Genomic DNA, 23,638 nt, shown 5'->3' with positions numbered 1-23,638 from the left:
TTCATTGTTCAAATAATGAGGGGAACGAACAAAGGAGGGAACGATGGATGAAAAAGGCCGAACGTAAAGTACGGTCCAGTACATGGACGGATCGAACTGTATGGTTGATGGTGAGTATGCTGTTTATTACTTATGGAGTGAACTCGTTTACCTGTAGTGCAGAATCACTGGTCACAGAACCTGCTCAGGCAGCGGTAATGAATCAACCCCAATCACAGCCCAAACGAATGGCGATCATTATTGATGATGCGGGCAACGATATGAAAGGCACGGCAGAAATTTTGGACATGCCAGTCAAGCTGACGCTTGCGGTCATGCCGTTTTTGTCCACCACCAAAAAAGACGCTATGGCTGCACATGAAAAAGGGATGGATGTAATCGTACACATGCCCATGGAACCCAAATCAGGAAGACCTGAATGGCTCGGTCCCGGTGCGATTACATCCAGTCTCACAGACGATGAAGTCCGCGAACGAGTGGAGAAAGCCATTGATGATGTTCCCTACGCCATCGGCATGAACAATCATATGGGCTCCAAAGTTACTTCAGACAAACGAATCATGTCAATTGTGCTTGATGTTTGCCGGGAACGAGGGCTGTTTTTTGTAGACAGTCGAACCAATTTCCGTTCGGTTGTGGGTGAAATCGCCGTTTCCAAAAACATGCCTCCGGTCGGCAACGATATTTTCCTGGACGACCAGAACTCTAAGCCGCATATTCGCCATCAGATGGAATTGGCAGCCAAGCGAGCTGTCGAAAAGAATATGTGCGTTGTCATTGGACATGTGGGTCAGACGGGACTAAACACATCCAGCGTTGTTCACGAATCCGTCACCAGGCTGAAGGGTGAGATCGAGTTTGTTGGCATCGGTGATCTGGTGCGTGAAGTTTGGCACTGGCATGCTGCCCCTACACTACCGACAAATAATAAATAATGCCGTCTGCAATGGACTGGGCAATGCGTTTCTGCTCTGCAGGATCATTCATCATGGCCCGGTCCTCTGCATTGCTCAGAAATCCGGTTTCAACGATAACGGCCGGCTGTTTAATCTGATTCAGCAGGTAGAAAGGCTTACCCCACACAACACCGCGCCGAGTGCCAAACAGGTGGTTTAGCTCGGTCTGGATGGAGTCTGCCAGAAGGTAGCTCCTGCCTTCATTCTGGTAAAGAACAACTGGCCCCCTTGTAGACGATTTGGGACTCCAGTTCCCATGGATGCTGACCACAATATCCGTGCTTACTTCTTCACTGAGACTCTTGCGCTGTGCCAGATCCCTGCGATGACGGGATCTGCTGTTCAGCCAGCGGTTTTCGTCACTAAGGGCGTAGTCTCCAAGCCGGTTGATGATGACAGCATATCCTTTGCTGCGAAGCAGGAGGTACACCTTTTGACTGATCGCCAGATTGATGTCTTTTTCAAGCACCCCATCTTCTGACGTACCCCCATCAATACCCCCGTGTCCCACATCCAGCAGGATGACAGGAGCTGCAAAAGCATGGTGCGTGGAACGATAACTGTCACCATCCGTTACAGGCAGCAGGGTAGGACTTACTGATTTTTGGTTGGGGTAGGATGACTCGATAACCGCGAAGGTTGCTTGCGCAGGTAACATTAGTATTGAATTGAACCCGATTAGCCATGCCACTAACGCAGATAGCAGCTTAACCATGTGTATGCACGCTCCTTTTTCTCATAGGAATCTCTTGCAATGGCGTATTAGGATGGATACCTTTGGCATTAGACTGTGCATTCTTGGTTATTTCATACTCTCAGCAGCAAAAAAAATGTTTATGCATGGACTGTTCTGCACACAATAGATGTATCGTAAGCTTGCGAATTACAATTGAGCATCTCGAATCATGCTCAGGTAAAGAAGGAGGCAGAGATGGATGGCCAAAAGTGATGAGCTGGTGAAGTATATTACACAGCGTGTTGTTCATTTTATGGATACACCGAAGGAAGAGCGGAAAGGTCGTTCCAAGGTAAAAGAGCCTTGGGCGATGAAATGGTTTGGCATGCTCCCCTTTGCCGTATCATTGTGGGTAGGGAAAAAGGAAAAAGCATTAGATCCTCGTGGGGAAATGCAGAAACGAAGCTCTTCTGGAAAGGGATAAATGGCTGTTAGACTCAACATAAAAAGACGCGTTCCTGATTATGAAATCAGAGGAAGGCGTCTTATTTGTGTTTGCTTGAGACTATACAAAACTCACGGCTTCACGGCTTGAAAGTATAAAAATGACCGTCGTTCATCAGCGTGTCGATCGGAACGAAACGTTTTACGGAAAAGTGTCCCCCAATCGCTACATATTCCATTTTCTCCGAACCGTCATTCATTCTCCAGACCTGATATCCGGTAACAGGAACAGGGCCTCCATATAATACATTGCGCTCATCTGCCGAAAAGACGATGGCCTGATGGTTTTTCCACTGCTGTATTAACGGCTGCAAGCTTGTTACAGGGACGGCTTCCGAAGTAATCCACAAGAGATTTTCGGCAGGATCAAAATCCGGTTGCACGTTGATCGGATCCGCTGAAAAGGATGAAACCTCGGGTAGTTCATCTGTTCCGGATTGAAGTTGTACAGACACGGATAGCGTTGGAGAAGGAGAGCGAGTATATTCAACCCGAGATTCACGCTCCATGGCCTTTACAGCACCATTCGGTAAAGTGTCACCGTTGGTTGCATCGATGTAGATGGTGCCAGCACCTGATTGCTCTACTTTCCAGTAGGCAAGAAGAGGGGAGGCATAACGTAACTGGATGTCCTCTGCATGTGACAATTCTTTCAGACTCAGATTATGTCGTTGAAGAGACTGCTTCAGCAGAGAGAGGTCATACGGATTGTGTTCTCCCTGTCCGTACTCGCTTAGCTGCAGTTTCCCTATGCGGTTAGCTGTGATAATCATATATCCAACAGGTGTTCCATCGATATGAGCGTTTACAAGCCAGCTGTGCGTTCCGGGACCAAGAGGCGTAAAGTCTAGCTGTGCCCGGTTCCAGCCCTGGTCCAACTGTTGGAAGGAGCCCAAGGCCTTGACCTGTTGAAGAGCAAACTGCTGAACAGCAGCAGGAGCAAACTTGTCAGATGCATGGGAAGCATCGCTTTTTGCCGTCGTTAACTGGTAGGAAAGTTCTGTGGTGGCTGCCTGCAAACCTAAGGCATCTTCTGCCTGCAATGTTGTGGACAAGGTAGTTAAACCCAAAAGACACATGACACCCACGCCTGCTGCCCGGCGGATGACAAGCCATGGCCTATGAAAGATTCGGTTCATAATTAACACCTTCTTTTTCTGGAGTACATTATGACGAACAGGGACGATTATTCGCTGCACGATCACTTCTAGGTTCATTCTAGTGGACAAGCGATGCAAAGGTTGCTGCAACCTGTCGGGTGGCTGCTCATGAATAAACACTACTTTTGCCGTCATTTGCTGGAAAAGTAGTGTCTGCGTCTATCTTAAATGAAACATGCCGCTGCTTATGGCCGTGACCTTCACTTTGGGCTCATACTGCCAGATCATTTCTGTCCGGCGGGTTTCGTATTGCAGTTTCATCGCCTCACGGTCCAGAACCGCCTGGCGTGCCTTCTCCTGCTCGGTATCCGTTTCCTCATCTAAGGGGACAGCCTGTTCAGCAGCAAGTTCGACATCCGAGTGTGTCTCCAATCCAGCCCTGCCTGCGGATATTCGATTCACAGGGGGGACATGGGAGTGATCCCCTTCAACAGTCTGAATTTTCATGGAATTAGTCCCGAGCTCTTGCCCGGTGGAAGCAGAATCACGACCAGCTCCTGTGGAATTGTCGTCTAACTCAACCTCAGGCGTATCCTCCCTAAGTACGGCTTCGTAATACGCATCAACCACAGCAAGTTCCAGGTCCAGTCGTGCCTTGGCTTGTTCAGCCCAACCATAATCCAGTTCCAGCAGACGCCTGGTAAGGTGTTTCTCGAGTGCTGCTCCAGCATCCGACAGCGATACCTTAGCTGTCTGGACATGCATGTTCTCAGCCAGCCTTGGGCTGAGGTCTCGCCGGTTCAGCTTGGAACCGAATTGTTCGATAATTTCACCTGTGCGAAGGGAGATGCCAAGAAAATGGAGCTCCTCCCGTTTCAAATCACAGGCGAATTCCACTTTGAAACATACACCAAGCCATGGTTCATATACAGCTGGGGCAGCAGCGCGCAGCTGACGTTTGGGTGCCTGCTCAAACAGGTTCACGAATGCGCCGCCTTCACGGGCTGCCTCGAAGATCTGCTGCAGTCTGCGACTGCCATAGACGACGTCTTCACGCAGGATGCGGCCGGGCCCGAGCTGCGGCAGAGCTGGAGTAATGCCAAAATAGCGGCCAAGAATGGTTTCTTTAGGTGCATCTGGTCCGGAGCCAGACCCTGCGCTGCCTGGGCCGACAGGTCCGCTCTGACTTGCAGAGAGCGAGGGAGATGCCTGAGCGGCTCTGGCTTCTGCTGCCTCGATGGCTTGCTGATGCGCTGCCGGATCAAATACGAACGTAAAGGACATCGTCTCCGCCGGAGCTCCAGTGCGCTCAACAAATCCCCAATAGTACGGACGGTTGGTTAGAGCCTTGTCGGCCTCTGGCGATAGTTTAACAGTTAGATGTGCAGGAGAACGCTCCATGATTTGGCATTCCATGGCTTCGAGATAGGTTGTTACATAGGCTTGAACTTCTTGGGGTGACATGGTCATGGTCAGTGTCCTCCTTTGCCCAGATCTAGAAGGGAGACGGATGGCACTTCATCGGCGACTTCACGCTGAATGGAATTAAGTGATTGTCCAAGCGAATCCACTTTCCGGCGAATGTCATCTTCGTTCTGGGATTCGAGCATGATCTTATAGAGACTCTTTTCGATGGATTCCTTTTTCTCCAGGCGTTCCAGAATAACGTCCAGTCCGCCGATGACCATCTCGAACATATTGATCTTTTCATGCAGCAGATTCAGGATGTGTTCCTCAATCGTGCCTGTCGTCGACAGATTGTAGATGTTGACGTCATTTTGTTGTCCGAGCCGATGTACCCTACCAATTCGCTGCTCTACGCGCATCGGATTCCAGGGCAAGTCGAAATTAATCATGTGATGGCAAAATTGAAGGTTAATGCCTTCGCCACCAGCTTCGGTTGCGATCATGGCCTGAACACGGCCTCGGAAAAGGTCCATCATCCAGTCCTTTTTCCCCCGGTTCATACCGCCACGATATGGAACAGCTGTGAGTCCGTTGTTGCGAAAATAATTCAGCAGATACTCCTGCGTGGCCCGGTATTCAGTGAAAATGATGACTTTCTCATTCATGTTTCGAATCAGTTCCATCGTTTTCTCGGCCTTCGTATTTTCCTTAATGGCCTTGATATGGGCAACCAGATCCCAAATTTTGTCCCGGAGCGGGGAGTCCAGCGGGAGCTTCTTGGACAGATTGACCAGCGTAACAAACACTGCATCCCGGCTGCTGCACACCTCCCGCTGCAGCGTAACAAGGGAGAGCATGCTGCTCAGGTTTCCACCAGCCTCCTGATATTGATCTTTAACAAAGGAAGTTACCCCATCATAGAGTGCCTGTTCTTCAGGAGATAGCTGCAAATTCACATTGGAAACATTCCGCTTGGTGAACTGTACTGGCCCTTCACCGCGGCGGTTCCGGATCATGACTTTGGACAATTCGTCCTTAAGCTGTTCCTGGTTTTTGGGGATTCGTTTATCCACGACAAAGTTCGCACTAAAGTCACCTTGACGACCGAGCTGGCCCGGCTTCAGCAAGTTTATTAGATTGAACAGCTCGCTCATGTCATTTTGTACAGGTGTCGCCGTCAGCAGCAGACAATATTTTTTTCGCAGTTTCAGCATGAATTGATAGTTGGTCGTTTTTTTATTTTTGAGTTTGTGCGCTTCGTCAATAATGATCATGTCATAGTCCGTACTCAGCAAGATGTCCTTATGCGGATCTCGCTTAGCCGTATCCATGGAAGCCACCACCACTTCATTTTGCCAGGAATAGACTTTTTTCTGTGCAACTGCGGGAATGCCAAACTTTGAATTCAGCTCTCGTACCCATTGAAGTACAAGGGATGCAGGCACGAGAATGAGGACCTTCGATACAAGACCACGGACCATATATTCTTTCAATATCAGACCGGCTTCTATGGTTTTTCCCAGACCCACCTCGTCGGCAAGAATGGCACGGCCTGACATTTCAAATAATACTTTGCGTGCAGTGTCCATCTGGTGCGGAAGCGGGGTCAGTCCCTGCAAATGCTTAAGACACTGTATTTCATCAAAATTGGGAATCAGATTGGTCTCTTCCGCTTGAATACCAAGCTGAAAGAGTCTGTAATCTCCCCAAGGACCGCCTTTATCGAGCCGTGACTCCAATTGGGTCAGCCAGCTGCGATCAAATTCGAGCGGAACGGGCAGTTCTGCTGCAGGTTGATTCATGTGAAGCGGATGTTTCCGGTTCATGGTGATGCCTCCCCTGCCATACATGATGACGTTTTATTCGTAGCTCATAGTATGGACGAATGAGAGGCAGTTCATAACCACCCTCCAAATAAGGTGCGAAATCGAACCTTTACGTCTAAAAAAATTCACAAATTTTGAATGAGAGAGTCTGATGGCGTAAGAGTGAGCTAGTCCAAGTACAGGGCGAATAGAAAGGCTGGCTGTGACTTAAGTCACATGGAAAATCAATATATGGTGTACTATACTGAATATGAATCACTATATGTGGTGTTTCGGCATATTTTAAACACATAATAGAAATGTAATGGGATTTTTGGGGAGGCTGTCAAACATAATGAATTCGAACAAACTGTCGCACAAGTTGGAAGGATTAAGTGAAAAAATATTTTTGGACCGTTATGCCTGGAAGGATGCTGATCCAAACCATGCCAAGGTAGGAGATGTTGTACTTGTTCTGACGAAAGATGACCCGAAGTTTCCGACAAAGGAAGTGGGGGAAATCGTGGAACGGCAGGGTCAGACGGTGAAAGTGAAAACTCGTAGTGGAGAAACGATCCAGACGGAAGTGGAGAAGCTGACACTTAATATAGAAAAAACACCGGAGGAGATGTGGGACCGGCTCGCGAGAGCGATGGCTTCTGTAGAATCCACTCCGGAAGAACAGCAAAAGTGGCAATCCAAGTTCCGGGCTGTCCTGGACGATTGGAAGCTGGTTCCGGGAGGCCGAATTGCTGCTGGTGCGGGTGCTAGCGATGAGCTGACCCTCTTTAACTGTTATGTCATTCCTTCTCCGCAGGACAGTCGGGGTGGCATCATGAAAACGTTGACTGAAATGACAGAGATTATGGCTCGCGGTGGCGGGGTTGGCATCAACCTGTCGTCACTCCGTCCACGTCGTGCAGTAGTTAAAGGGGTCAATGGATCTTCCAGCGGTTCGGTATCCTGGGGAGGATTGTTCAGTTATACCACTGGACTGATTGAACAGGGAGGCAGCCGCCGGGGAGCACTTATGCTGATGATGAACGACTGGCATCCGGATGTGATGGATTTTATTACCGTCAAACAAACGATGGGTCAGGTTACCAATGCCAATCTATCCGTATGCGTGAGCAACGCATTTATGGAAGCTGTCAAACAGGACGGGGACTGGGAACTTGTTTTTCCGGATACGAACGACCCCGAGTATGACAACGAGTGGAACGGGGATCTGCAGCAATGGAAGGAAGCCGGGCACCAGGTTATCCATTACCGTACAGTAAAGGCCCGGGATATATGGCGTACAATTATCGAATCGGCCTGGAAATCAGCAGAGCCGGGTGTTGTCTTTATGGAGTATTACAATCAGATGTCCAACAGCTGGTACTTTAATCCGATTATATGTACCAATCCATGCGGTGAACAAGGCCTGCCAGGATGGGGCGTCTGCAATCTATCGGCTATCAACTTATCCAAATTTTACGATGAAACCAGTCATGATGTAGCATGGCAGGAGCTGGCGGAGACGACACGAATTTCGGCGAGATTTTTGGACAATGTGATTGATGCAACACCTTATCATTTTGAGGAAAATCAGAAGAATCAGCAGCGGGAGCGCCGGGTTGGACTTGGCACGATGGGTCTCGCAGAGCTGATGATTAAGCTGCGCATCCGGTACGGCAGTCCGGAATCGCTTGAATTTCTGGATAAACTGTATGGCTTTATCGCAAAAGAAGCATACCTCGCATCAGCAGAGATTGCGGCCGAGAAGGGAGCGTTCCCTGCCTTTGAAGTGGAGCCGTACTTACAGAGTGGATTCATGAAAAATCTGGTCGGGACTTATCCGGAAGTGGGAGAGGCCATCCGGAAGCAAGGCATTCGTAATGTAACGCTTATCACGCAGGCCCCAACAGGAAGTACGGGAACGATGGTGGGTACGTCGACAGGAATCGAACCCTACTTTGCGTTTAAATATTTCCGTCAAAGCCGGCTCGGTTACGATGAGCAGTTTGTCCCCATTGCTCAGGAGTGGCTGGATGAACACCCCGGCGAGGAACTTCCTGACTATTATGTAACGGCGATGGATCTGTCCGCAGAAAATCATATTCGGGTACAGGCAGCGATTCAACAGTGGGTGGACAGCTCCATCTCGAAGACGGCCAACTGTCCGGCTGATTTTACGGTTGAAGATACGGCACAGTTGTATGAGCTTGCTTTTGATCTCGGTTGTAAGGGAGTAACGATCTACCGGGACGGCAGCCGCGATGTACAGGTCCTATCCACGACGAAGAAGGAAGAGGCGAAGAGCGAAGTAAGTGAACAAACAAGTGTGACAGATCCGGTAAAAGAAACAAGTGCTGTAAACGAAACGACAGCTTTCACGTCAGAACCTTCGGAGACAGAGAACGAGGGCAAAACAAGTGTGGCGGCTTCGCCTGCAGCCAAAGTACTGGATAAACAGTACAAGAGTCGTCCGCAGGTACTGCGGGGAGCAACGTACAAAATAAATACTCCGTTTGGCATGGCTTACATTACGATCAACGACCTGGGCGGCATTCCGGCGGAGATCTTCCTGAACGTGGGTAAAGCCGGTTCCGATGTATTCGCCATGGCAGAAGCGCTAGGAAGAGTGTGCTCCCTGTTCCTGCGATATGGTGACCACGGACATAAAGTCGAACTTCTTATCAAACATCTGAAAGGCATCGGTGGTTCGGGAGCGATTGGCTTTGGTGTAAACCGGGTAGAGTCCATTGCAGACGCAGTAGCGAAGGCGCTCGAAAGTCATGTACAGAGCACAGCTGAGGAGAATGCATCCTCTACTAATGAAGAGGCAGACCAGAGTGTGAATCGAATTTCTGAATCGGCGATTGTGGACGAACCATTAGCAACCTATACTGCATCGAGAGATTTGTGTCCTTCCTGTGGTTCAGCTTCATTGATCAATATTGAAGGCTGCAAGACTTGCAGCCAATGTGGATACAGCAAATGTAATTAGAGGATAGACATCATCCAGGTTCATGTGATGAGAAGAATACCGTTAAGGGTGACCAGCACTTTGGTCGCCCTTTTTGGACCTGACGTTGAATCAGCGGGCTTCAAAGGATGATTTCAACTAGAAGATTCCCGGAATAAAAGAGGATTCGTCCTTTTCACCTCCAGAGTCCTAGGCATCTAGAAGCATTTATGGGCAAAACTTTCAATCCGGCTGGGGATAGGTTTATAATGAATTGTGGCTGCTGAGGAAGTGGGCGGTCTTTTTGTATTGATATGGTAGTGAGGTAATATTACCCAGCCCAAGAAAAAGACTGTATTAAACGACAATTTTGGAGTATGATTTTACAGCTATATTAGCTGGCAGGAAAGGTTACATCGTTTCACCACTTTGTAACTACTGCTGTAATTTATCTCACTGCGCTTGAGCGTATAATGCTAAACGTGAGTGTTGATCGATATATTGGAAATGAATGACGAAAGGTGCAATACGTATGTTAATGACAACCAGAATCACGATGCGAAGCCAAGCTGATTTGCAACTGCCCCAGACATCCACGATGTGGGCCCGAAGCAACAAGGGGGGGCGCGAATGTCACAAACGTTGAACAACAGGCGGCATATGAACGGACTGGATGGTCTGCGGGCCATTGCCGTGCTTGCTGTGATTGGATATCATCTTAATCTGGGTTTTATTCCCGGTGGTTTGCTCGGTGTAGGCATTTTCTTTGTTTTATCAGGTTATCTGATTACAGATATTCTTGTGTCCCAATGGCAGGAACATGGACGCATATCACTCGGTGATTTTTGGGTGAGACGAATCAGACGTCTCGTGCCTGGCATGCTTACCATGACTGCAGTGGTCATGATTTGGCTTCTCTTCACAGATCCTTCCCGGCTTGCTTCCCTGCGTGGGGACGTTATATCGGGTGTATTATACATAAGCAATTGGTGGTATATCTTCCACCATGTATCCTATTTCGAGAGTTTCGGTCCTCCATCACCGTTCGGACATTTCTGGTCGCTTGCCGTGGAAGAGCAGTTTTACCTTGTGTGGCCGCTGCTCCTTATCCTTTCAATTAAGCTGTTCAAAAGAAAGGGATGGCTCGTTGTTTTTATTGTCGTTGCCGCTGAGTTATCTGCTGGAGCAATGGCTATTCTATACAATCCGAATCTGGATCCGAGCCGTGTATACTATGGTACGGACACGCGTGCTTTTGCCTTGCTAGCCGGGGCTGCACTGGCTGTTGTGTGGCCAAGCCGCAAACTGTCCTCCTCCCTTGCGAGCCTTAATCGAGCCGTGCTCGATGTATCGGGCTTGGCAGCGCTGGCCCTGCTGGTCTACATGATGCTGAACAGCAGTGAATATGAACCATCGCTCTACCAAGGGGGTATGGTACTTCAAGCCATAGCTACTACGCTTCTGGTCGCTGTGTTGGCTCATCCCTCTTCGATGCTGGGACGCCTGATTGGTGCAAAACCGCTGAGATGGATTGGGGAGCGTTCCTATGGGCTCTATCTCTGGCATTATCCTGTAATCATCCTGACAAGTCCTGTGGTTGATACTGGAGGTTTACATCCGGTTCGAATGATTTTGCAGGTGGCAGCAACGGTAGTGCTGGCTTCACTATCATTGAAGTTTATCGAAAATCCAATCCGTTATAACGGATTCCGTGATACCTGTTCCCGGCTATGGAGTAGAGGGCGAAACGGTATTAGTACGCATCAGATATGGTTGAAGCGGGGCGGAGTGGTGATGTCAGTTCTGTTTATGTGCTTCACCGTGTCACAGATGATGATTTCCTCTGCGGCGAACTCCGATTCACATTCTGTATCGATGTCTACCACATTGAACGGAGAACATGCTGTGCATGAAGAGATAGGACAGGATGTTCTTCCGGCTCCTGTTGATACTGCAGGTTCCGGCCAGAAGCCGGCACCGCAGAAGAATGACAAGCCTGCAGATGATGGTGGCAATCAGCAAGACAAGCCAGCAGAGCAGACGTCGAAGCCAGATACGCCTTCCAAAACGGAAGAACCGGCATCCGATGAAGGAGATGGAACGGCTGCTAACGAGCCGAACCAGACTGCTGCAGACGATGCTGGAAATAAGGATCATGCCGATGATAACGGGGCTGATACTGCGGGGAACCCGGATCAGCCAGGTGATGCTTTGCAAGAGGGTGGAGAAAAAGCTCCCCCTGCTGAAGACGGCAAGATCCACTATACCGTGATAGGGGATTCGGTCATTCTGGATGCCAAGCCTTATTTGGAACAACATATGTCCGGGGTACACGTGGACGGTCATGTTGGCCGTCAAATGTGGGAGGCAGCCGATGTCCTGGATGGGCTCAAACGAAACGACCAACTTGGCAATCAGGTTGTCCTGGAATTGGGAACCAACGGTTCATTCAATTCCAAAAGCCTGGATTCTGTTTTGGATTACCTCAAGGATGAGAATCATGTATATCTGGTTACTGTCCGGGTCCCGCGTCCTTGGGAACGAACGGTTAACAGAGCATTGAACGAAGCAGCCTCATCCTACAGTAACGTTTCCCTCATTGATTGGAACAGTGCAAGCGAAGGGCACGATGAGTACTTTGAAAAAGATGGCGTACATTTAACAAAGGAAGGCTCGGAAGCTTTTGCAGCACTTATCAAAAGCAGCATGAAATAAATTGAACTTATTCTTTTTCATACGAAATAGATTGTTTGTTTAAAGAGCTCTCACATCGAGAGCTCTTTTTGTTCTAATTACAAGTAACACGCTATTGGGTGTGGCATCCGATATTTTTCACCCCACCATCCGTGGATCGTCACCTTACGTTATGATAGCGTTACCATTTACAATGAGGGTATTCAAACAGCCAAGGGGGAGTATAGAGATGTTAAAAAGATGGCTTTCGGGTTTTGTGGCAATTGCCTTGTTTTCGATGGTACTCGCTGCCTGCAGTGGTGGTGATGCTTCGGAGGGAACGGGCAGCAGCGATAAAGTCACGGTTACGCTGTGGCATAACTGGACCGGACAGGATGCCAAGGCAGTAGCCATGCGTAAAATTATTGAGGATTTCCGGGCAGCACATCCAGATATTGAAGTGGTGGATGAGGGCTTGCCGACAGACGGCCTGAAAACAAGACTCCGTACTGTAGCTGCTGCAAACGAAATGCCGGATTTGTTTGTGATGTGGCCGGATGCCATGACGAAAGAGTTTGTAAAAGGCGACCTGCTTCAGCCCATTAACACAGAGCTGGATGCGAAGCCGGAGTGGAAGGACAACTTTATCCCGAACGCACTGGATGGATATACGGTTGACGGAAACATCTACTCCGTGCCGATGAATCTGGCGCCAAGTTCCTTCATTTATTACAACGAAGCACTGTTTAAACAGTATAACGTCAAAGTTCCTGAAACGTGGGCTGAATTGGAACAGGCCATTGCAACGTTTAATGAGAACAAGGTTATTCCAATGGCCCTGGGGAACAAGGCAAACTGGGTTGCACAATCAACGATCTTCAGTACATTGGCAGACCGGATTACGGGTACAGATTGGTTTCTGAAAGCAGCAGCCCAGGAGGGTGCCAGCTTTACGGATCCGCAGTTTATCGAGGCGTTAAACAAAATGCAGGAGCTTGGTAACAGCAAGGCATTTCAGGATGGGTTCAACAGCATTGACGAAACCCAGATGATGCAGCTGTATTTTCAGGGGAAAGCAGCCATGGTCATGAATGGTGGATGGGCCCTGGCGAACCTGGTGAACAACGCACCTGCGGAGGTATTGGACAACACGCATATTACTATTCTTCCCCCGGTAGATGGTGGTGAAGGAGAGCCAAGAACGACATCAGGCGTGGTAGGTACCGGTTTGGGTGTAAGCAAAAAGCTGAGCGGTGCCCAAAAAGAGGCAGCCATGGAGCTGTTCTATGCCCTGGCAGGACCTGACGGTCAAAAGGCTACGCTGGACAGCAGTACACTCGTTAGCTACAACATTGAGCTGGACAAATCCAAGGCACATCCTTTGTTCATTGAATTGTACGACTTGATGCAGGAAGTGAAGATTAATCCGGTTTACGATTCCAAGCTGGGGTCTGCAACGGTTGAAGTTATTAATAATGGATTGCAGGAACTGTTGATGGGCGGCAAAGCGGAAGATATCGCTGCCAAAATTCAGGCTGCACAGGCCAATGCCGCTAGCAACTAACAGAATGGATAAGGAATAGGTTGTAGATTGAAAACGCTCGGTGATTCGTACTTCATGAGATTAACTGAGCAGTATAGCCCCTTCCCGGCAGGGGAGGGGTTTTCCGTTTTATTTGCAGGCTTCAATGTGTGAAGGAGATATGTAAGGTATTAAAGAAGGGAAGTGAAGGAATGAATGCACTGCGCAGTCGTCGCTTTATTATGCTGGGGCTTGCTCCGGCAGTCATCATATATGCATTGTTTGTATTTGTTCCGGTTGTATGGTCAGCCTATTACGGCTTCTTCAACTGGTCCGGCATCGGGGAGTCCAAATATATCGGTCTGAATAACTATGTCGAGATCTGGCATGACCCGGTATTCTGGCGGGCACTGAAAAATAACGTCATTTTTGTACTTGCCTCCGTGTTCGGTCAGATTCCGTTAGCACTGATGCTCGCGGTCATTTTACACAAAAGCAATCCGCTGCAGCGCTTCCTGCGCTCTGCTGTCTTCCTGCCCATGGTCTTGTCTACCGTCGTTATCGGCATGATCTGGCAGTATATCTATCATCCGCAGATCGGGATCCTGAACTTCCTGCTGGATGCGCTCGGTCTGGAGAGCTGGAAGCTGCAATGGCTGTCTGACGACAAAATTGCCATCTTCTCTCTCGTACCGCCACTGCTGTGGAGCTTCGTTGGTTTGTACCTGATTATTTTCATCTCTGCGCTGCAAAACATTCCTGGTGAAATTCATGATGCTGCCAAAATTGACGGCGCTTCGGGCATACGTAAGCTGGTATCGATCTCACTGCCCATGATCTGGGGAACCGTGCAGGTTGCGATCATTCTGTGTATTTCGGGTAGTCTGAAATCGTTTGATCTGGTGTACATCATGACCAAAGGTGGTCCGGCTCATGCAACCGAGCTGCTCGCTACGTATATGTATAATTCAACCTTTACAACCTACCGTTATGGTTTCGGTAGTGCAATCTCGACAACCATCGTATTGATCTCCTTGCTGCTTATCGGAACAAGCCAGTGGGTGACCAGTCGCAAAAGAAAAGAGAATTAGAAGAGAGGGGGAACTGCAATGAGTACGACACCTGTAACGATGCCATCACCAGGAAGAGCTTCAGGTCATCCGGTTCGCCGGCTGCGCAGCGGAATTGTTTGGACGCTGCTGACGGTGTATGGTATTTTAACATTGTATCCGTTTTACTGGCTTGTGATCAGTGCGTTCAAAACGAATGAAGATTTCTACAGCAGGCCATTTGGTTTGCCGGCCCAATGGAATGTAGCCAATTTCAGCAATGCGTGGGAAAGTTCCAAATTGGGTACGGCATTTGGCAACTCACTGGTGGTATCATTAGGATCATTGATTTTGACTTTGTTTATTGCAGCTCTAGCTTCATTCATACTGGCACGATTCCAGTTCCGCTGGAAAGGGCTGGTCATGACCTTTTTCGTTGTAGGCATGCTGATTCCCATTCATAGTACACTGGTTCCTTTGTTCATTCTGATGAAGCAGATGTCTCTATTGAATACGTATTGGGCATTAATCCTGCCGTATACGGCCTTTGCATTGCCAACTGCTATCTTTGTACTGACGGCATATCTTACAAGTGTACCACGTGATATTGAAGAGGCAGCGTTTATCGATGGAACAGGTCTGTGGGGACTGTTTACCCGGATCATGCTGCCGATGTCAGTGCCTGCCTTGTCCACCGTTACAATTCTGAGTTTTTTGCATGCTTGGAATGACTTTTCGTTCGCACTTGTATTCATTAACAAGACAGGATTGAAAACGTTACCGCTTGCGATTGCGAACTTCGCAGACGGATACCAGACGGATTATGGATTAACGCTGGCCGCCATGACATTGTCGGTTATCCCGACCATTATTCTATATCTTGTTTTTCAGGAACAGGTTATGAAAGGCATGACGGCTGGAGCGGTTAAGGGTTAAACGAAGGCGCATCCAGAGGAGGAAAAGCATTGGGAAGCTGGCTCACATCATCGCTGCAGAGGAAGCTCTCGGTTGTCGTAACTGCCTCCATGATCGTGCCGCTGCTGGCGCTGGGTCTGTTCGCATTTCTGATCTCTTCCCGCATTACCGAGCAGAAGACGAAGTTGTCCGGTATGGACACGTTGAAACAAGTGGAAGCCAATCTTCGCTATATGCTGCAGGATGCCGAGAATATTTCGATTTTCCTGATTGGAGAGCGCGATGTTCAGCAGTATCTGAGCCGAAATGAAGATCACGAGCTGGACCGCGTGGATATTGTCGGCAGGATGACCAATCTGGCGGCGTCTAAAAAGTATATTGCGAATATAGCGATATATCCGGATCGGTTTGATGCTGTCCTGACAACGGCTACCTGGTATGAACCGGGTACTTCCGATCCTCCAGCTCCTGCTGGCGATGCGGTTAAAATGTGGACCGGCGTCTACCCGGTTCGCAACTATGCAGGCATACAAAATGTGATTACGTTGGTGCGTCCCATCCGCAGCATTCATGATTATCGACCCATCGGATGGCTCGCGATCAGCCTGGATGAAAAGGCCATTTCCAAAGACTGGGCTGCGCTCGGACTTGGCAGAGGTGAAGGGCGTCTGGAGCTGGTCGGACAATCCGGAGAGATCCTGTCCTCCATGGATAAATCTCGGCTTGGGCAGACTCTGGAGCAGGTCGAACCTGAATTGCAGACGCTGATTCGGCAGAGTGAGAGCGGGACGACTACGTATGGCAGTGGAGAAAACAAACGGACGCTGCTCTATTACCCGGAACAGCTGACTGGATGGACGTTGACTGGAACAGTTCCTTACGACCAATACAAGTCGGAGAATGGTTATATTCTGATTCTTACGGCTGTAGCCGTGGTCGCTTCTGCGGTAATCTGTGCAGGGCTGGTCTGGTTTACCGTCCGCCGCGTAACAAGGCCGCTCCGTGTGCTTACCAGGCACCTGTCCCGAATTGACCCGGACCGGCCGCTGCCCTTGTTTCGATCTGAGAGTGATGATGAGATCGGCAGACTGGGAGAGAGCTACAATCTGCTCGGAGCACATATCGAGAGCCTGAAGGAAGAGGTTATACAAGGTGAAGCCCGTAAGAAAGAAGCTGATCTCAGGGCACTTCAGGCACAGATCAATCCCCACTTTCTGTATAATACCCTTTCGTCCATTCACTGGATTGCCCTGATGTCAAAAGAGAGCCGGATTGCGGATATGGTCGAAGGTTTAAGTGATTTCCTGCGCATCAGCCTGAATAACGGCAAGGATTTCTGTCCTGTTGGGCAGGAGATTGCCCATATCCAGCATTATGTACGGGTGCAGTCCATCCGCTTCCCTGATAAATTTTCGGTGCACTATATTGTGGATCCTGCCTTGGAGCAGCGGATGATGCTGAAGCTTCTGCTACAGCCGCTCGTTGAGAATGCCATGGTACATGGTATTCAGCCCAAGAATGGTCCGGGAACGATCACCATCATGATTCGTCAAGATCCGGATGAAGCACGAATGAACGTACTGGTGCTGGATGATGGTGTCGGCATGGAGCAGGAGAGGCTGGAACAGCTGAAGGAAAGACTGCCGGAAGTGAATCCCACTGCTGGTGGCTACGGGATCCACAACGTTAATGAGAGATTGCTGCTCCATTATGGGGCTGCTTCTCAACTTGAGATGGACAGCCGTGTCGGTGGAGGGACCCGTATTTCATTTTCCATACCCTTTCTGGAGGAATCGCCATGAGACTACTGATTGTCGATGATGAAGTGATCATTCGTACCGGACTTGCCAGTGTTATTGCCTGGGGCGAGCTGGGGATCGATCTCCTTACACCAGCAGCCTCGGCTGAAGAAGCGTTGTCCCGGTTGGCTGAGGAGCGTCCGCACATTCTGATGACTGACATCCGCATGACTGGCAAGACAGGGCTTGAACTTGCAAATGAAGGACTGCAATTGCTGCCTGAGATGGAAGTCATTATTTTGTCAGGCTACGATGACTTCTCTTATGCTCAGCAGGCGATTCGGCAGGGTGTGACGGATTATCTGTTAAAAACGAGCAAACCGGAAGAAATTATCAAAACGGTTCTCCAGGCCAAGCAAAGAGTTATGGACCGCTGGACAGAAAAGTCCAAGGAAGGGCGACTTTTACAGGAGAATAAACAGCGGTTATTTGAACGATGGGTTATTGAAGGTGATGTGATCACAGGTTCGTGTCCAGCATTTTTGAAGCCGGGCGCGGCGGAGTATGCTGGTGTATCATTGGACGGCCGTCAGGTCTACAAGCAGATTGTATTCGTTATTCGTGCGCAAGGATGGAGCCGCTCTTCTGCTGCACTTCTGAGATTTGCCGTGCAAAATATGCTGGAGGATATGCTGCCTGGCGCAGCTACTCATATTCACAAGGAACAGATTATTGGTGTAATGCAGGTAACGAGCAGGCAGCAGGAATTACTGAACACGCTGGGAACGGTAGTTAATCATATGGAGCAGCTCCTGAAATGTACGCTGCGTGCAGCTGTAGGCCATCCGGTTTGTGGCGAGGTACATCTTCACGAAAGCTATTTAACGGCATCCCAAGCGTATCAATACATGAGTCTGCTTGACGATAAAATTTGGAGCATCGAGCATGTAAAACACCGCAAGGGTGGTAAAACATTACTTACGCATGAAGAGGAAACCGTGCTGGGGACCCTTTTGCTCGATAATGACCCTGTCACGCTCACCACATGGACACGGGAGCTTGTAAAAGAACTCATGTTGGACCCGGAGGTAACGCCAGAATCGTTCAACGCCTGTTTGCATTCTGCGGTCATTGCAGGACAACGCTGGCTGGTTCGCACGATGCGTGCAATAGGAAGAGAAGAGCCTGTACGATATGATCCATGGGTGCCGGAACCTGAAGCAGATGCTGCGGACCTTCAGGATATGCTGTTTCACCATTTATATGGTCTGATGCATACATATTACAGCCAAATGGGCCAAGGGCAGGCTTCGCATGTGCAAAAGGCCATTGCCTACATGGAATCCGGATTGGCACAAGAAATCAGTCTACAGCAGGTGGCTGGCCAAATCCATTTGCACCCTGGACATCTCAGCGAACTGTTCAAGAAAGAGACAGGTACAACGTTTGGGGATTTTGTAACGAATATGCGTATTCGGCGGGCGATGGAGATGCTGGCAGTCTCTCCTGCAAAAGTCAGTGAAGTGGCTGCCATGAGTGGGTATGAAGACGTAAAATACTTTAGCAGGCTGTTCAAAAAACATACAGGCAAGACCCCGAGTGAATTTCGCGAAGAGGCGTATGCATTCAAGCCTTCAGGAAGTTAGCAGACACGATCGGTTGTACTTGTTTCTGCAAACGTTTTCGATAATGTGGAATGATTCAGGGATCTGGGAAGCGAGGCATATGATGAAGAAGAGTGATTCAATTCAGGATCTGTCAGGTCAATGGAAGATCCAGCATTTTGAAGTCGGGGAAAAACGGACGATGGACATCGCAGCTGCTGCACTGGATGACCGTTTCTGGATCGGGGCGGAAGTGCCAGGGGATGTTCATTCGGCCTTGGTGGCGAGGAGCATAATTGATCCACCATACTACGGGCATAACGATACCAAGAGCCGTTGGATCGAGCAAAAGGAATGGTGGTATCGTACCAACTTTAACCTGGTGAAGGCGGAAGAGGATCAGGAACATTTTGAACTTGTCTTCGAAGGTTTGGATACGTTTGCATCGGTCTATGTGAACGGACATGAGGTGGGGAAAACAGCCAATATGCTCATGTCCCATACCTTCGATGTTACGACACTGGTCCGCCATGGGTGGAACGCCATTGCAGTTCGATTCGATCCGCTGTCTCTGCACAACCGGGACAAAGAGACATTCGACTGGTCATCCTATACGAAGGAACGGCCTTGGCTGCGCAAGGCAGCGATGAACTTCGGCTGGGACTGGGGACCGCGCATGGTTACTGTCGGCATCTGGGGTGCAGTCCGGTTAGAGAGACACAAGATAGCGAAGCTGGATAGTGTGTTTGCACGGACCAAGTCTGTCAGCCAAGAACAGGCGGTGATCGATGTTACGGCAAAAGTGAAATCGGTGATGTCCTTCCGAAGCAGACAGCAGCTGAAGCAAGCTGTAGTCACGACATGTGATATCCGCTTGTTGGATGCGAGCGGTGAGGAAGTGACTCAAGCTGCTGCGCTGACTGTCCAAGATGGACAGGCGGATACAACACTGGCTGTGCCTTCACCGCGATTGTGGTGGACGCATGATCTGGGTGAACCATATCTGTATACACTGGAGGTAGTCCTGTACGCCGATGGAATTGAAGTAGACCGTTATCGCGAGACCTATGGGATACGAACCATTGAACTTGCCCTCCACAATGAACAGGGAGAAGACGCATTTACTTTTATACTGAACGGAACCAAAATGTATGCCAAGGGGGCCAACTGGATACCCGCTGATCACCTAATTGGTGCTATTCCCGACTCGAGATATCGGGAGCTCATTGAGCTGGCTGTCGAAGGAAACATGAATATGCTGCGAGTGTGGGCAGGCGGCATCTATGAGAAGAATGTCTTTTATGATGAGTGCGATCGGCTAGGGGTGTTGGTGTGGCAGGATTTTGCCTTTGCTAATGCATTATTTCCTGACTTCAATCAAGATTTTATGGAGAATGTCAGATGCGAAGTGGAAAATAATGTGATCAGGCTGCGGAACCGGGCATCACTTGCCCTCTGGTGCGGCAATAACGAGATTGACTGGCTTTACGATATGAAATCTGCCAGCGGAGACATCACTAGTCCGTTCTATGGGGAGCTGATCTATCATGAGCTGATTCCTGAGGCTCTGGAACGTCTGGATCCGTCCCGTCCGTATTGGCCGTCTTCACCGTTTGGAGACAAGGATGGCAATGATGCCAATGATCCGGATGTTGGTGACCGTCACAACTGGCAGGTTTGGCATGGGTCTGTTTATCCAAGAAAACACGGTGAACCGCCGCTGCTTGACTACAGCATTGAGGGCGTAACATTTAAAAATTTTAAAAAGGATTATGCCTTGTTCAGCAGTGAATTCGGCATGCATGCTTCGGCCAACCGTTATACGCTGGAGAAAAATATGCCTGAAGGGCAGTTCTACTGGGGAAGTCCTGAGATGGCCTATCGCAACAAGGATACCAATCACCAAAAGGGCATTCTTCTGATGGAAGGCTACACCGGCATTCCACAAACGATTGAAGAATACATGAATTATTCGATGCTGACTCAAGCGGAAGGCTTACGGTACGGAATCGAGCATTTCCGGAGGATCAATCATCGGAATAGTGGTGCGCTTGTGTGGCAGCTGAACGACAGCTGGCCGGGAACGAGCTGGTCCATGATCGATTATGAGCTGCTGCCCAAGGCATCCTTTTATTATGGGAAGACCTTCTTCCATCCGGTTCTACTGTCACTAGAGCATGAGCCAGGCGATCCGCTTGCTTTGTGGGTCGTGAACGATAAACTTGAGGGGTTACAGGGACATCTTCGAATTAATGTATATCAATTGAATGGGGAGAAAGTATACTCGGATACACTGCAGGTGGAGGTTGAAGCCCAATCTTCTTCAAAGGTTGGAGTATTAAGTGAAGCAGCAGTGCTGCAGGGCAGACGTCCCGAAGAAGTCATGATTGAACTTGTATCGGAAGGATTTGCTGCCCCGCTTAACCGATATTTCCTGCGTGATCCGAAGGACATCGCGCTGCCGTTGTCTCAGCTGAGTGTGCATGTGAATGAGGAGGAGCAGTCTGTTACCGTTACAGCTAGCGGTGCCATCGCAAGAATGGTTAAAATGGAGCTTCCGCTGGGACGTGTGCGGTTCAGTGACAACTATTTCGACTTGCTTCCAGGGGAAAGTCGAACGGTGTATTTGCGCCATCCAGAGATGGAGTCGCTGCCCCTGAATGAGCTTCGGGTAAGTGCAATGAACGGTCGCGAAATATAATTGCAAAATGAAGCAAAACATGCCGATGGCCTCTGAACAGAAGCCATCGGCATGTTTAATTTGAATTAAATACGATTGATTTCGAGCGGTTGCTAGCGCAGGGATTCGTAACGCTGTTGAAAGGAGGATTCCATCTCCACCTGACGAGCAAGCTGTTGTTTCACTTTGCTGCTGCGAATCACCTGAAGCTGCTTCAATAGATCCACCGATTGAAATTGATCAGAGGCCATCCGAATGATGATCTCGGCAAGTGCATCGGCATCTTCCAGCGCTGCATTGAGCCCAAAGGCTCCTGTAGGCGTCATGGTATGTGCCGCATCGCCGAGCAGAACCACATTGTCTTGAGTCCATGACTCGCTGTAACTGCTCTCTACGGATAACAGTACAAAATCGCTCCAGGTCTGAATATGTGCAGCGACCGATTCCGCGAGACACGGGAAGGCTTCCACGAGTTTCTCCACAAAAGGGGCAAAGGGCTGCTCACGCAGCTTGGAGAAGGAACCCTGCGGGATATTCCAGCCAATCTGTACATACCCGCCGTATTGGGAGAACAGCGCCAGCTGCTGACCGTTCATGCTCGCCATACGAACGGCTGGTTCCCAGCCTACAGGCGCGGGAATTCGGGCCCATAACAGATCATACCCATGCTTGCGTATATCCGGGGTGAGGCCAGCGTATTTTCGTACCGCAGAAAATCTCCCGTCCGCTCCGACAATAATGGCTGCTTCTATAGAAGCGGGAACACCATTATGCCGAACATTGATGCCTACTGTTTTTCCTGTCTTATCTCTAAGCAGTCCGGTCATCACCGTATTAAATAGTACCGTCTCGTGATTGTGCGGCAGGGCCTGTGATTGTGACACGATAAAATCCAGCAGGTGATCCTGCGGAACATGTATGCCCACATGCGATTCTCCCTCACCAGGGTAAATCGTGTGGATAATCTGTCCGTTCTCCCAATATTGAATCTGTTCTAAAGGCATGGCTCCGAGCTGTGCTACACCCGAATAGAGTCCATGCTTGCTCAGCACAGCTTCACCGTCCTGGTTAAGCAGTTCACCGCGAAATGATTTGTGCAGATGAGGCTGACGCTCAATTAGTGCTGTTGATATTCCTTGGCGGTTCAACAAGTAAGACAGGAGGGCACCGCCTGGTCCGGCTCCCACAATACAGACATCTACTTGTAATGGATTATTGTCATTCATATATAAAATTCCCTTGCTATGTTATTATATTACTTTCTGACAACAAATTTCTAAAAATTATTAAGTAACTAAAAGTAACTTTAAGATACTAGTTATTATAAACAAACACGCTTCAATTTTGCAATAGGTAGTTGCGACTTTACTTAGAAGTGGACTCAAGCCTGCGCTGTCTTCCCGCTTCTTGAAGGGAGGGCAGGCTTGAGAACAAAATGTAAAAAACATCTGCCCGAATGATACACGGTCTAGCTGATCAGACGATTGGTGATCCGGGCGACACGTTCTCCAAGGGCTTTGCCAAGAGCAATTCCTTGATCGCTTAACAGAACGTCACTATCCACTGGACAGGTAACCCCGACACCATAATAGGAACCGTATAATGCGTTGTCAGCAAAGTTTCCTGGCAGCCCGGTAATAATCATTCCCTGATGCAGCATCGGGGTCAGCAGATGAAGTAATGCTGACTCGAGTCCTCCGTGTTCTGTGGCAATCGTACAGAAGACAGCACCTACTTTATCCACGAGTTTTCCTTCAGCCCATAGGTAACCCAGCTTGTCGATCCATTTTTTCAGACCGGAGCTGATGGAGCCGAAGTGACCTGGACATCCCCATATAATGGCATCCATTTCCACCAGTTTGTATACATCAGCTTCTTCGGTGGAGTGCAGATGAACGGTGGCCCCGTGCACACTGGCAGCCCCGGCGGCAATCGCCTCAGCCAGCGCCTGTGTATGACCGCCCTCGCTATCGAAAACAATATAAATATTCAAGTTTCATTACCTCCTCAAAATGCATCATTTATCATGCTATGAGGTAGCTTGTCACATGTATCGCA

Annotated in this window: 16 protein-coding genes; 10 read left to right on the top strand and 6 right to left on the bottom strand. The window is 49.2% G+C overall.

Annotated features, from left to right (window positions below; genetic code table 11):
* Positions 1–47 precede the first annotated feature (47 nt).
* Positions 48–935: a divergent polysaccharide deacetylase family protein gene (locus tag CHH60_RS08380; RefSeq protein ID WP_095358803.1), complete on the top strand. Its 888-nt coding sequence runs from the start codon at positions 48–50 to the stop codon at positions 933–935.
* On the opposite strand, the gene CHH60_RS08375 is transcribed toward CHH60_RS08380, so the two are convergent.
* Complete coding sequence (locus CHH60_RS08375) at positions 910–1,671, bottom strand: N-acetylmuramoyl-L-alanine amidase (RefSeq protein ID WP_095358802.1); 762 nt, start codon at positions 1,669–1,671, stop codon at positions 910–912. The two genes, CHH60_RS08380 and CHH60_RS08375, sit on opposite strands and share 26 nt — an antisense overlap.
* Positions 1,672–1,891: 220 nt before the next feature.
* Between CHH60_RS08375 and CHH60_RS08370 the strand changes: the two genes are divergently transcribed.
* A complete protein-coding gene (locus CHH60_RS08370; protein ID WP_095358801.1) occupies positions 1,892–2,116 on the top strand; it encodes a YqzE family protein in 225 nt (74 codons plus the stop codon).
* A 100-nt stretch (positions 2,117–2,216) separates the two neighbouring features.
* Here the strand turns inward: CHH60_RS08370 and CHH60_RS08365 are convergent, their stop codons facing one another.
* The 3 genes from CHH60_RS08365 to CHH60_RS08355 form a co-directional block, all read right to left on the bottom strand.
* Positions 2,217–3,275 (bottom strand): hypothetical protein, encoded by a 1,059-nt coding sequence (locus tag CHH60_RS08365; protein ID WP_095358800.1) that lies wholly within the window; start codon positions 3,273–3,275, stop codon positions 2,217–2,219.
* A 180-nt stretch (positions 3,276–3,455) separates the two neighbouring features.
* Positions 3,456–4,706: a YqhG family protein gene (locus CHH60_RS08360; protein WP_095358799.1), complete on the bottom strand. Its 1,251-nt coding sequence runs from the start codon at positions 4,704–4,706 to the stop codon at positions 3,456–3,458.
* 2 nt (positions 4,707–4,708) lie between these two features.
* Complete coding sequence (locus tag CHH60_RS08355; RefSeq protein WP_095358798.1) at positions 4,709–6,469, bottom strand: DEAD/DEAH box helicase; 1,761 nt, start codon at positions 6,467–6,469, stop codon at positions 4,709–4,711.
* A 334-nt stretch (positions 6,470–6,803) separates the two neighbouring features.
* Here CHH60_RS08355 and CHH60_RS08350 point away from each other — a divergent pair, with 334 nt between their 5' ends.
* From CHH60_RS08350 to CHH60_RS08315, 8 genes are all read left to right on the top strand, one after another.
* Positions 6,804–9,440 (top strand): adenosylcobalamin-dependent ribonucleoside-diphosphate reductase, encoded by a 2,637-nt coding sequence (locus tag CHH60_RS08350; protein WP_095358797.1) that lies wholly within the window; start codon positions 6,804–6,806, stop codon positions 9,438–9,440.
* A gap of 588 nt (positions 9,441–10,028) precedes the next feature.
* Positions 10,029–12,113, top strand: coding sequence for an acyltransferase family protein (locus CHH60_RS08345; protein WP_095358796.1), 2,085 nt, complete (start codon positions 10,029–10,031; stop codon positions 12,111–12,113).
* Between the two features lie 208 nt (positions 12,114–12,321).
* On the top strand, positions 12,322–13,635 hold the full coding sequence (locus CHH60_RS08340; RefSeq protein ID WP_095358795.1) for an extracellular solute-binding protein: 1,314 nt from the start codon (positions 12,322–12,324) through the stop codon (positions 13,633–13,635).
* A gap of 170 nt (positions 13,636–13,805) precedes the next feature.
* Entirely contained in the window at positions 13,806–14,684 is an 879-nt protein-coding gene (locus CHH60_RS08335) for a carbohydrate ABC transporter permease (protein ID WP_095287994.1), read from the top strand.
* A gap of 39 nt (positions 14,685–14,723) precedes the next feature.
* Positions 14,724–15,578 carry a carbohydrate ABC transporter permease gene (locus CHH60_RS08330; protein WP_255247870.1) on the top strand — a complete coding sequence of 285 codons (855 nt, stop codon included), beginning with the start codon at positions 14,724–14,726 and terminating at the stop codon, positions 15,576–15,578.
* A 29-nt stretch (positions 15,579–15,607) separates the two neighbouring features.
* Positions 15,608–17,359, top strand: coding sequence for a sensor histidine kinase (locus CHH60_RS08325; RefSeq protein WP_095358793.1), 1,752 nt, complete (start codon positions 15,608–15,610; stop codon positions 17,357–17,359).
* Positions 17,356–18,942: a helix-turn-helix domain-containing protein gene (locus CHH60_RS08320; protein WP_095358792.1), complete on the top strand. Its 1,587-nt coding sequence runs from the start codon at positions 17,356–17,358 to the stop codon at positions 18,940–18,942. The genes CHH60_RS08325 and CHH60_RS08320 overlap by 4 nt, the downstream gene beginning before the upstream one ends.
* An 82-nt stretch (positions 18,943–19,024) precedes the next feature.
* Positions 19,025–21,601, top strand: coding sequence for a beta-mannosidase (locus CHH60_RS08315; RefSeq protein WP_441339383.1), 2,577 nt, complete (start codon positions 19,025–19,027; stop codon positions 21,599–21,601).
* A gap of 92 nt (positions 21,602–21,693) precedes the next feature.
* On the opposite strand, the gene CHH60_RS08310 is transcribed toward CHH60_RS08315, so the two are convergent.
* Together CHH60_RS08310 and CHH60_RS08305 are read right to left on the bottom strand one after the other, a co-directional pair.
* On the bottom strand, positions 21,694–22,806 hold the full coding sequence (locus CHH60_RS08310; protein ID WP_095358790.1) for an FAD-dependent monooxygenase: 1,113 nt from the start codon (positions 22,804–22,806) through the stop codon (positions 21,694–21,696).
* 242 nt (positions 22,807–23,048) lie between these two features.
* Positions 23,049–23,573, bottom strand: a complete 525-nt coding sequence (locus CHH60_RS08305) for an NAD(P)H-dependent oxidoreductase (protein WP_095358789.1) — start codon at positions 23,571–23,573, stop codon at positions 23,049–23,051.
* Positions 23,574–23,638: the final 65 nt, after the last annotated feature.

The organism is Paenibacillus sp. 7523-1, from assembly GCF_002276415.1.
Lineage (GTDB): Bacteria > Bacillota > Bacilli > Paenibacillales > Paenibacillaceae > Paenibacillus > Paenibacillus illinoisensis_A.
This window is presented reverse-complemented; position numbering and strand designations above follow the sequence as displayed.

What these genes read in the sequence shown, in the direction of transcription:
- CHH60_RS08380 (WP_095358803.1), top strand. Translation starts at nt 48, where the DNA reads ATGAAAAAGGCCGAACGTAAAGTACGGTCCAGTACATGGACGGATCGA.
- CHH60_RS08370 (WP_095358801.1), top strand. Translation starts at nt 1,892, where the DNA reads ATGGCCAAAAGTGATGAGCTGGTGAAGTATATTACACAGCGTGTTGTT.
- CHH60_RS08320 (WP_095358792.1), top strand. Translation starts at nt 17,356, where the DNA reads ATGAGACTACTGATTGTCGATGATGAAGTGATCATTCGTACCGGACTT.
- CHH60_RS08360 (WP_095358799.1), bottom strand. Translation starts at nt 4,706, where the DNA reads ATGACCATGTCACCCCAAGAAGTTCAAGCCTATGTAACAACCTATCTC.
- CHH60_RS08375 (WP_095358802.1), bottom strand. Translation starts at nt 1,671, where the DNA reads ATGGTTAAGCTGCTATCTGCGTTAGTGGCATGGCTAATCGGGTTCAAT.
- CHH60_RS08355 (WP_095358798.1), bottom strand. Translation starts at nt 6,469, where the DNA reads ATGAACCGGAAACATCCGCTTCACATGAATCAACCTGCAGCAGAACTG.
- CHH60_RS08365 (WP_095358800.1), bottom strand. Translation starts at nt 3,275, where the DNA reads ATGAACCGAATCTTTCATAGGCCATGGCTTGTCATCCGCCGGGCAGCA.
- CHH60_RS08340 (WP_095358795.1), top strand. Translation starts at nt 12,322, where the DNA reads ATGTTAAAAAGATGGCTTTCGGGTTTTGTGGCAATTGCCTTGTTTTCG.
- CHH60_RS08315 (WP_441339383.1), top strand. Translation starts at nt 19,025, where the DNA reads ATGAAGAAGAGTGATTCAATTCAGGATCTGTCAGGTCAATGGAAGATC.
- CHH60_RS08310 (WP_095358790.1), bottom strand. Translation starts at nt 22,806, where the DNA reads ATGAATGACAATAATCCATTACAAGTAGATGTCTGTATTGTGGGAGCC.
- CHH60_RS08345 (WP_095358796.1), top strand. Translation starts at nt 10,029, where the DNA reads ATGTCACAAACGTTGAACAACAGGCGGCATATGAACGGACTGGATGGT.
- CHH60_RS08335 (WP_095287994.1), top strand. Translation starts at nt 13,806, where the DNA reads ATGAATGCACTGCGCAGTCGTCGCTTTATTATGCTGGGGCTTGCTCCG.
- CHH60_RS08330 (WP_255247870.1), top strand. Translation starts at nt 14,724, where the DNA reads ATGCCATCACCAGGAAGAGCTTCAGGTCATCCGGTTCGCCGGCTGCGC.
- CHH60_RS08350 (WP_095358797.1), top strand. Translation starts at nt 6,804, where the DNA reads ATGAATTCGAACAAACTGTCGCACAAGTTGGAAGGATTAAGTGAAAAA.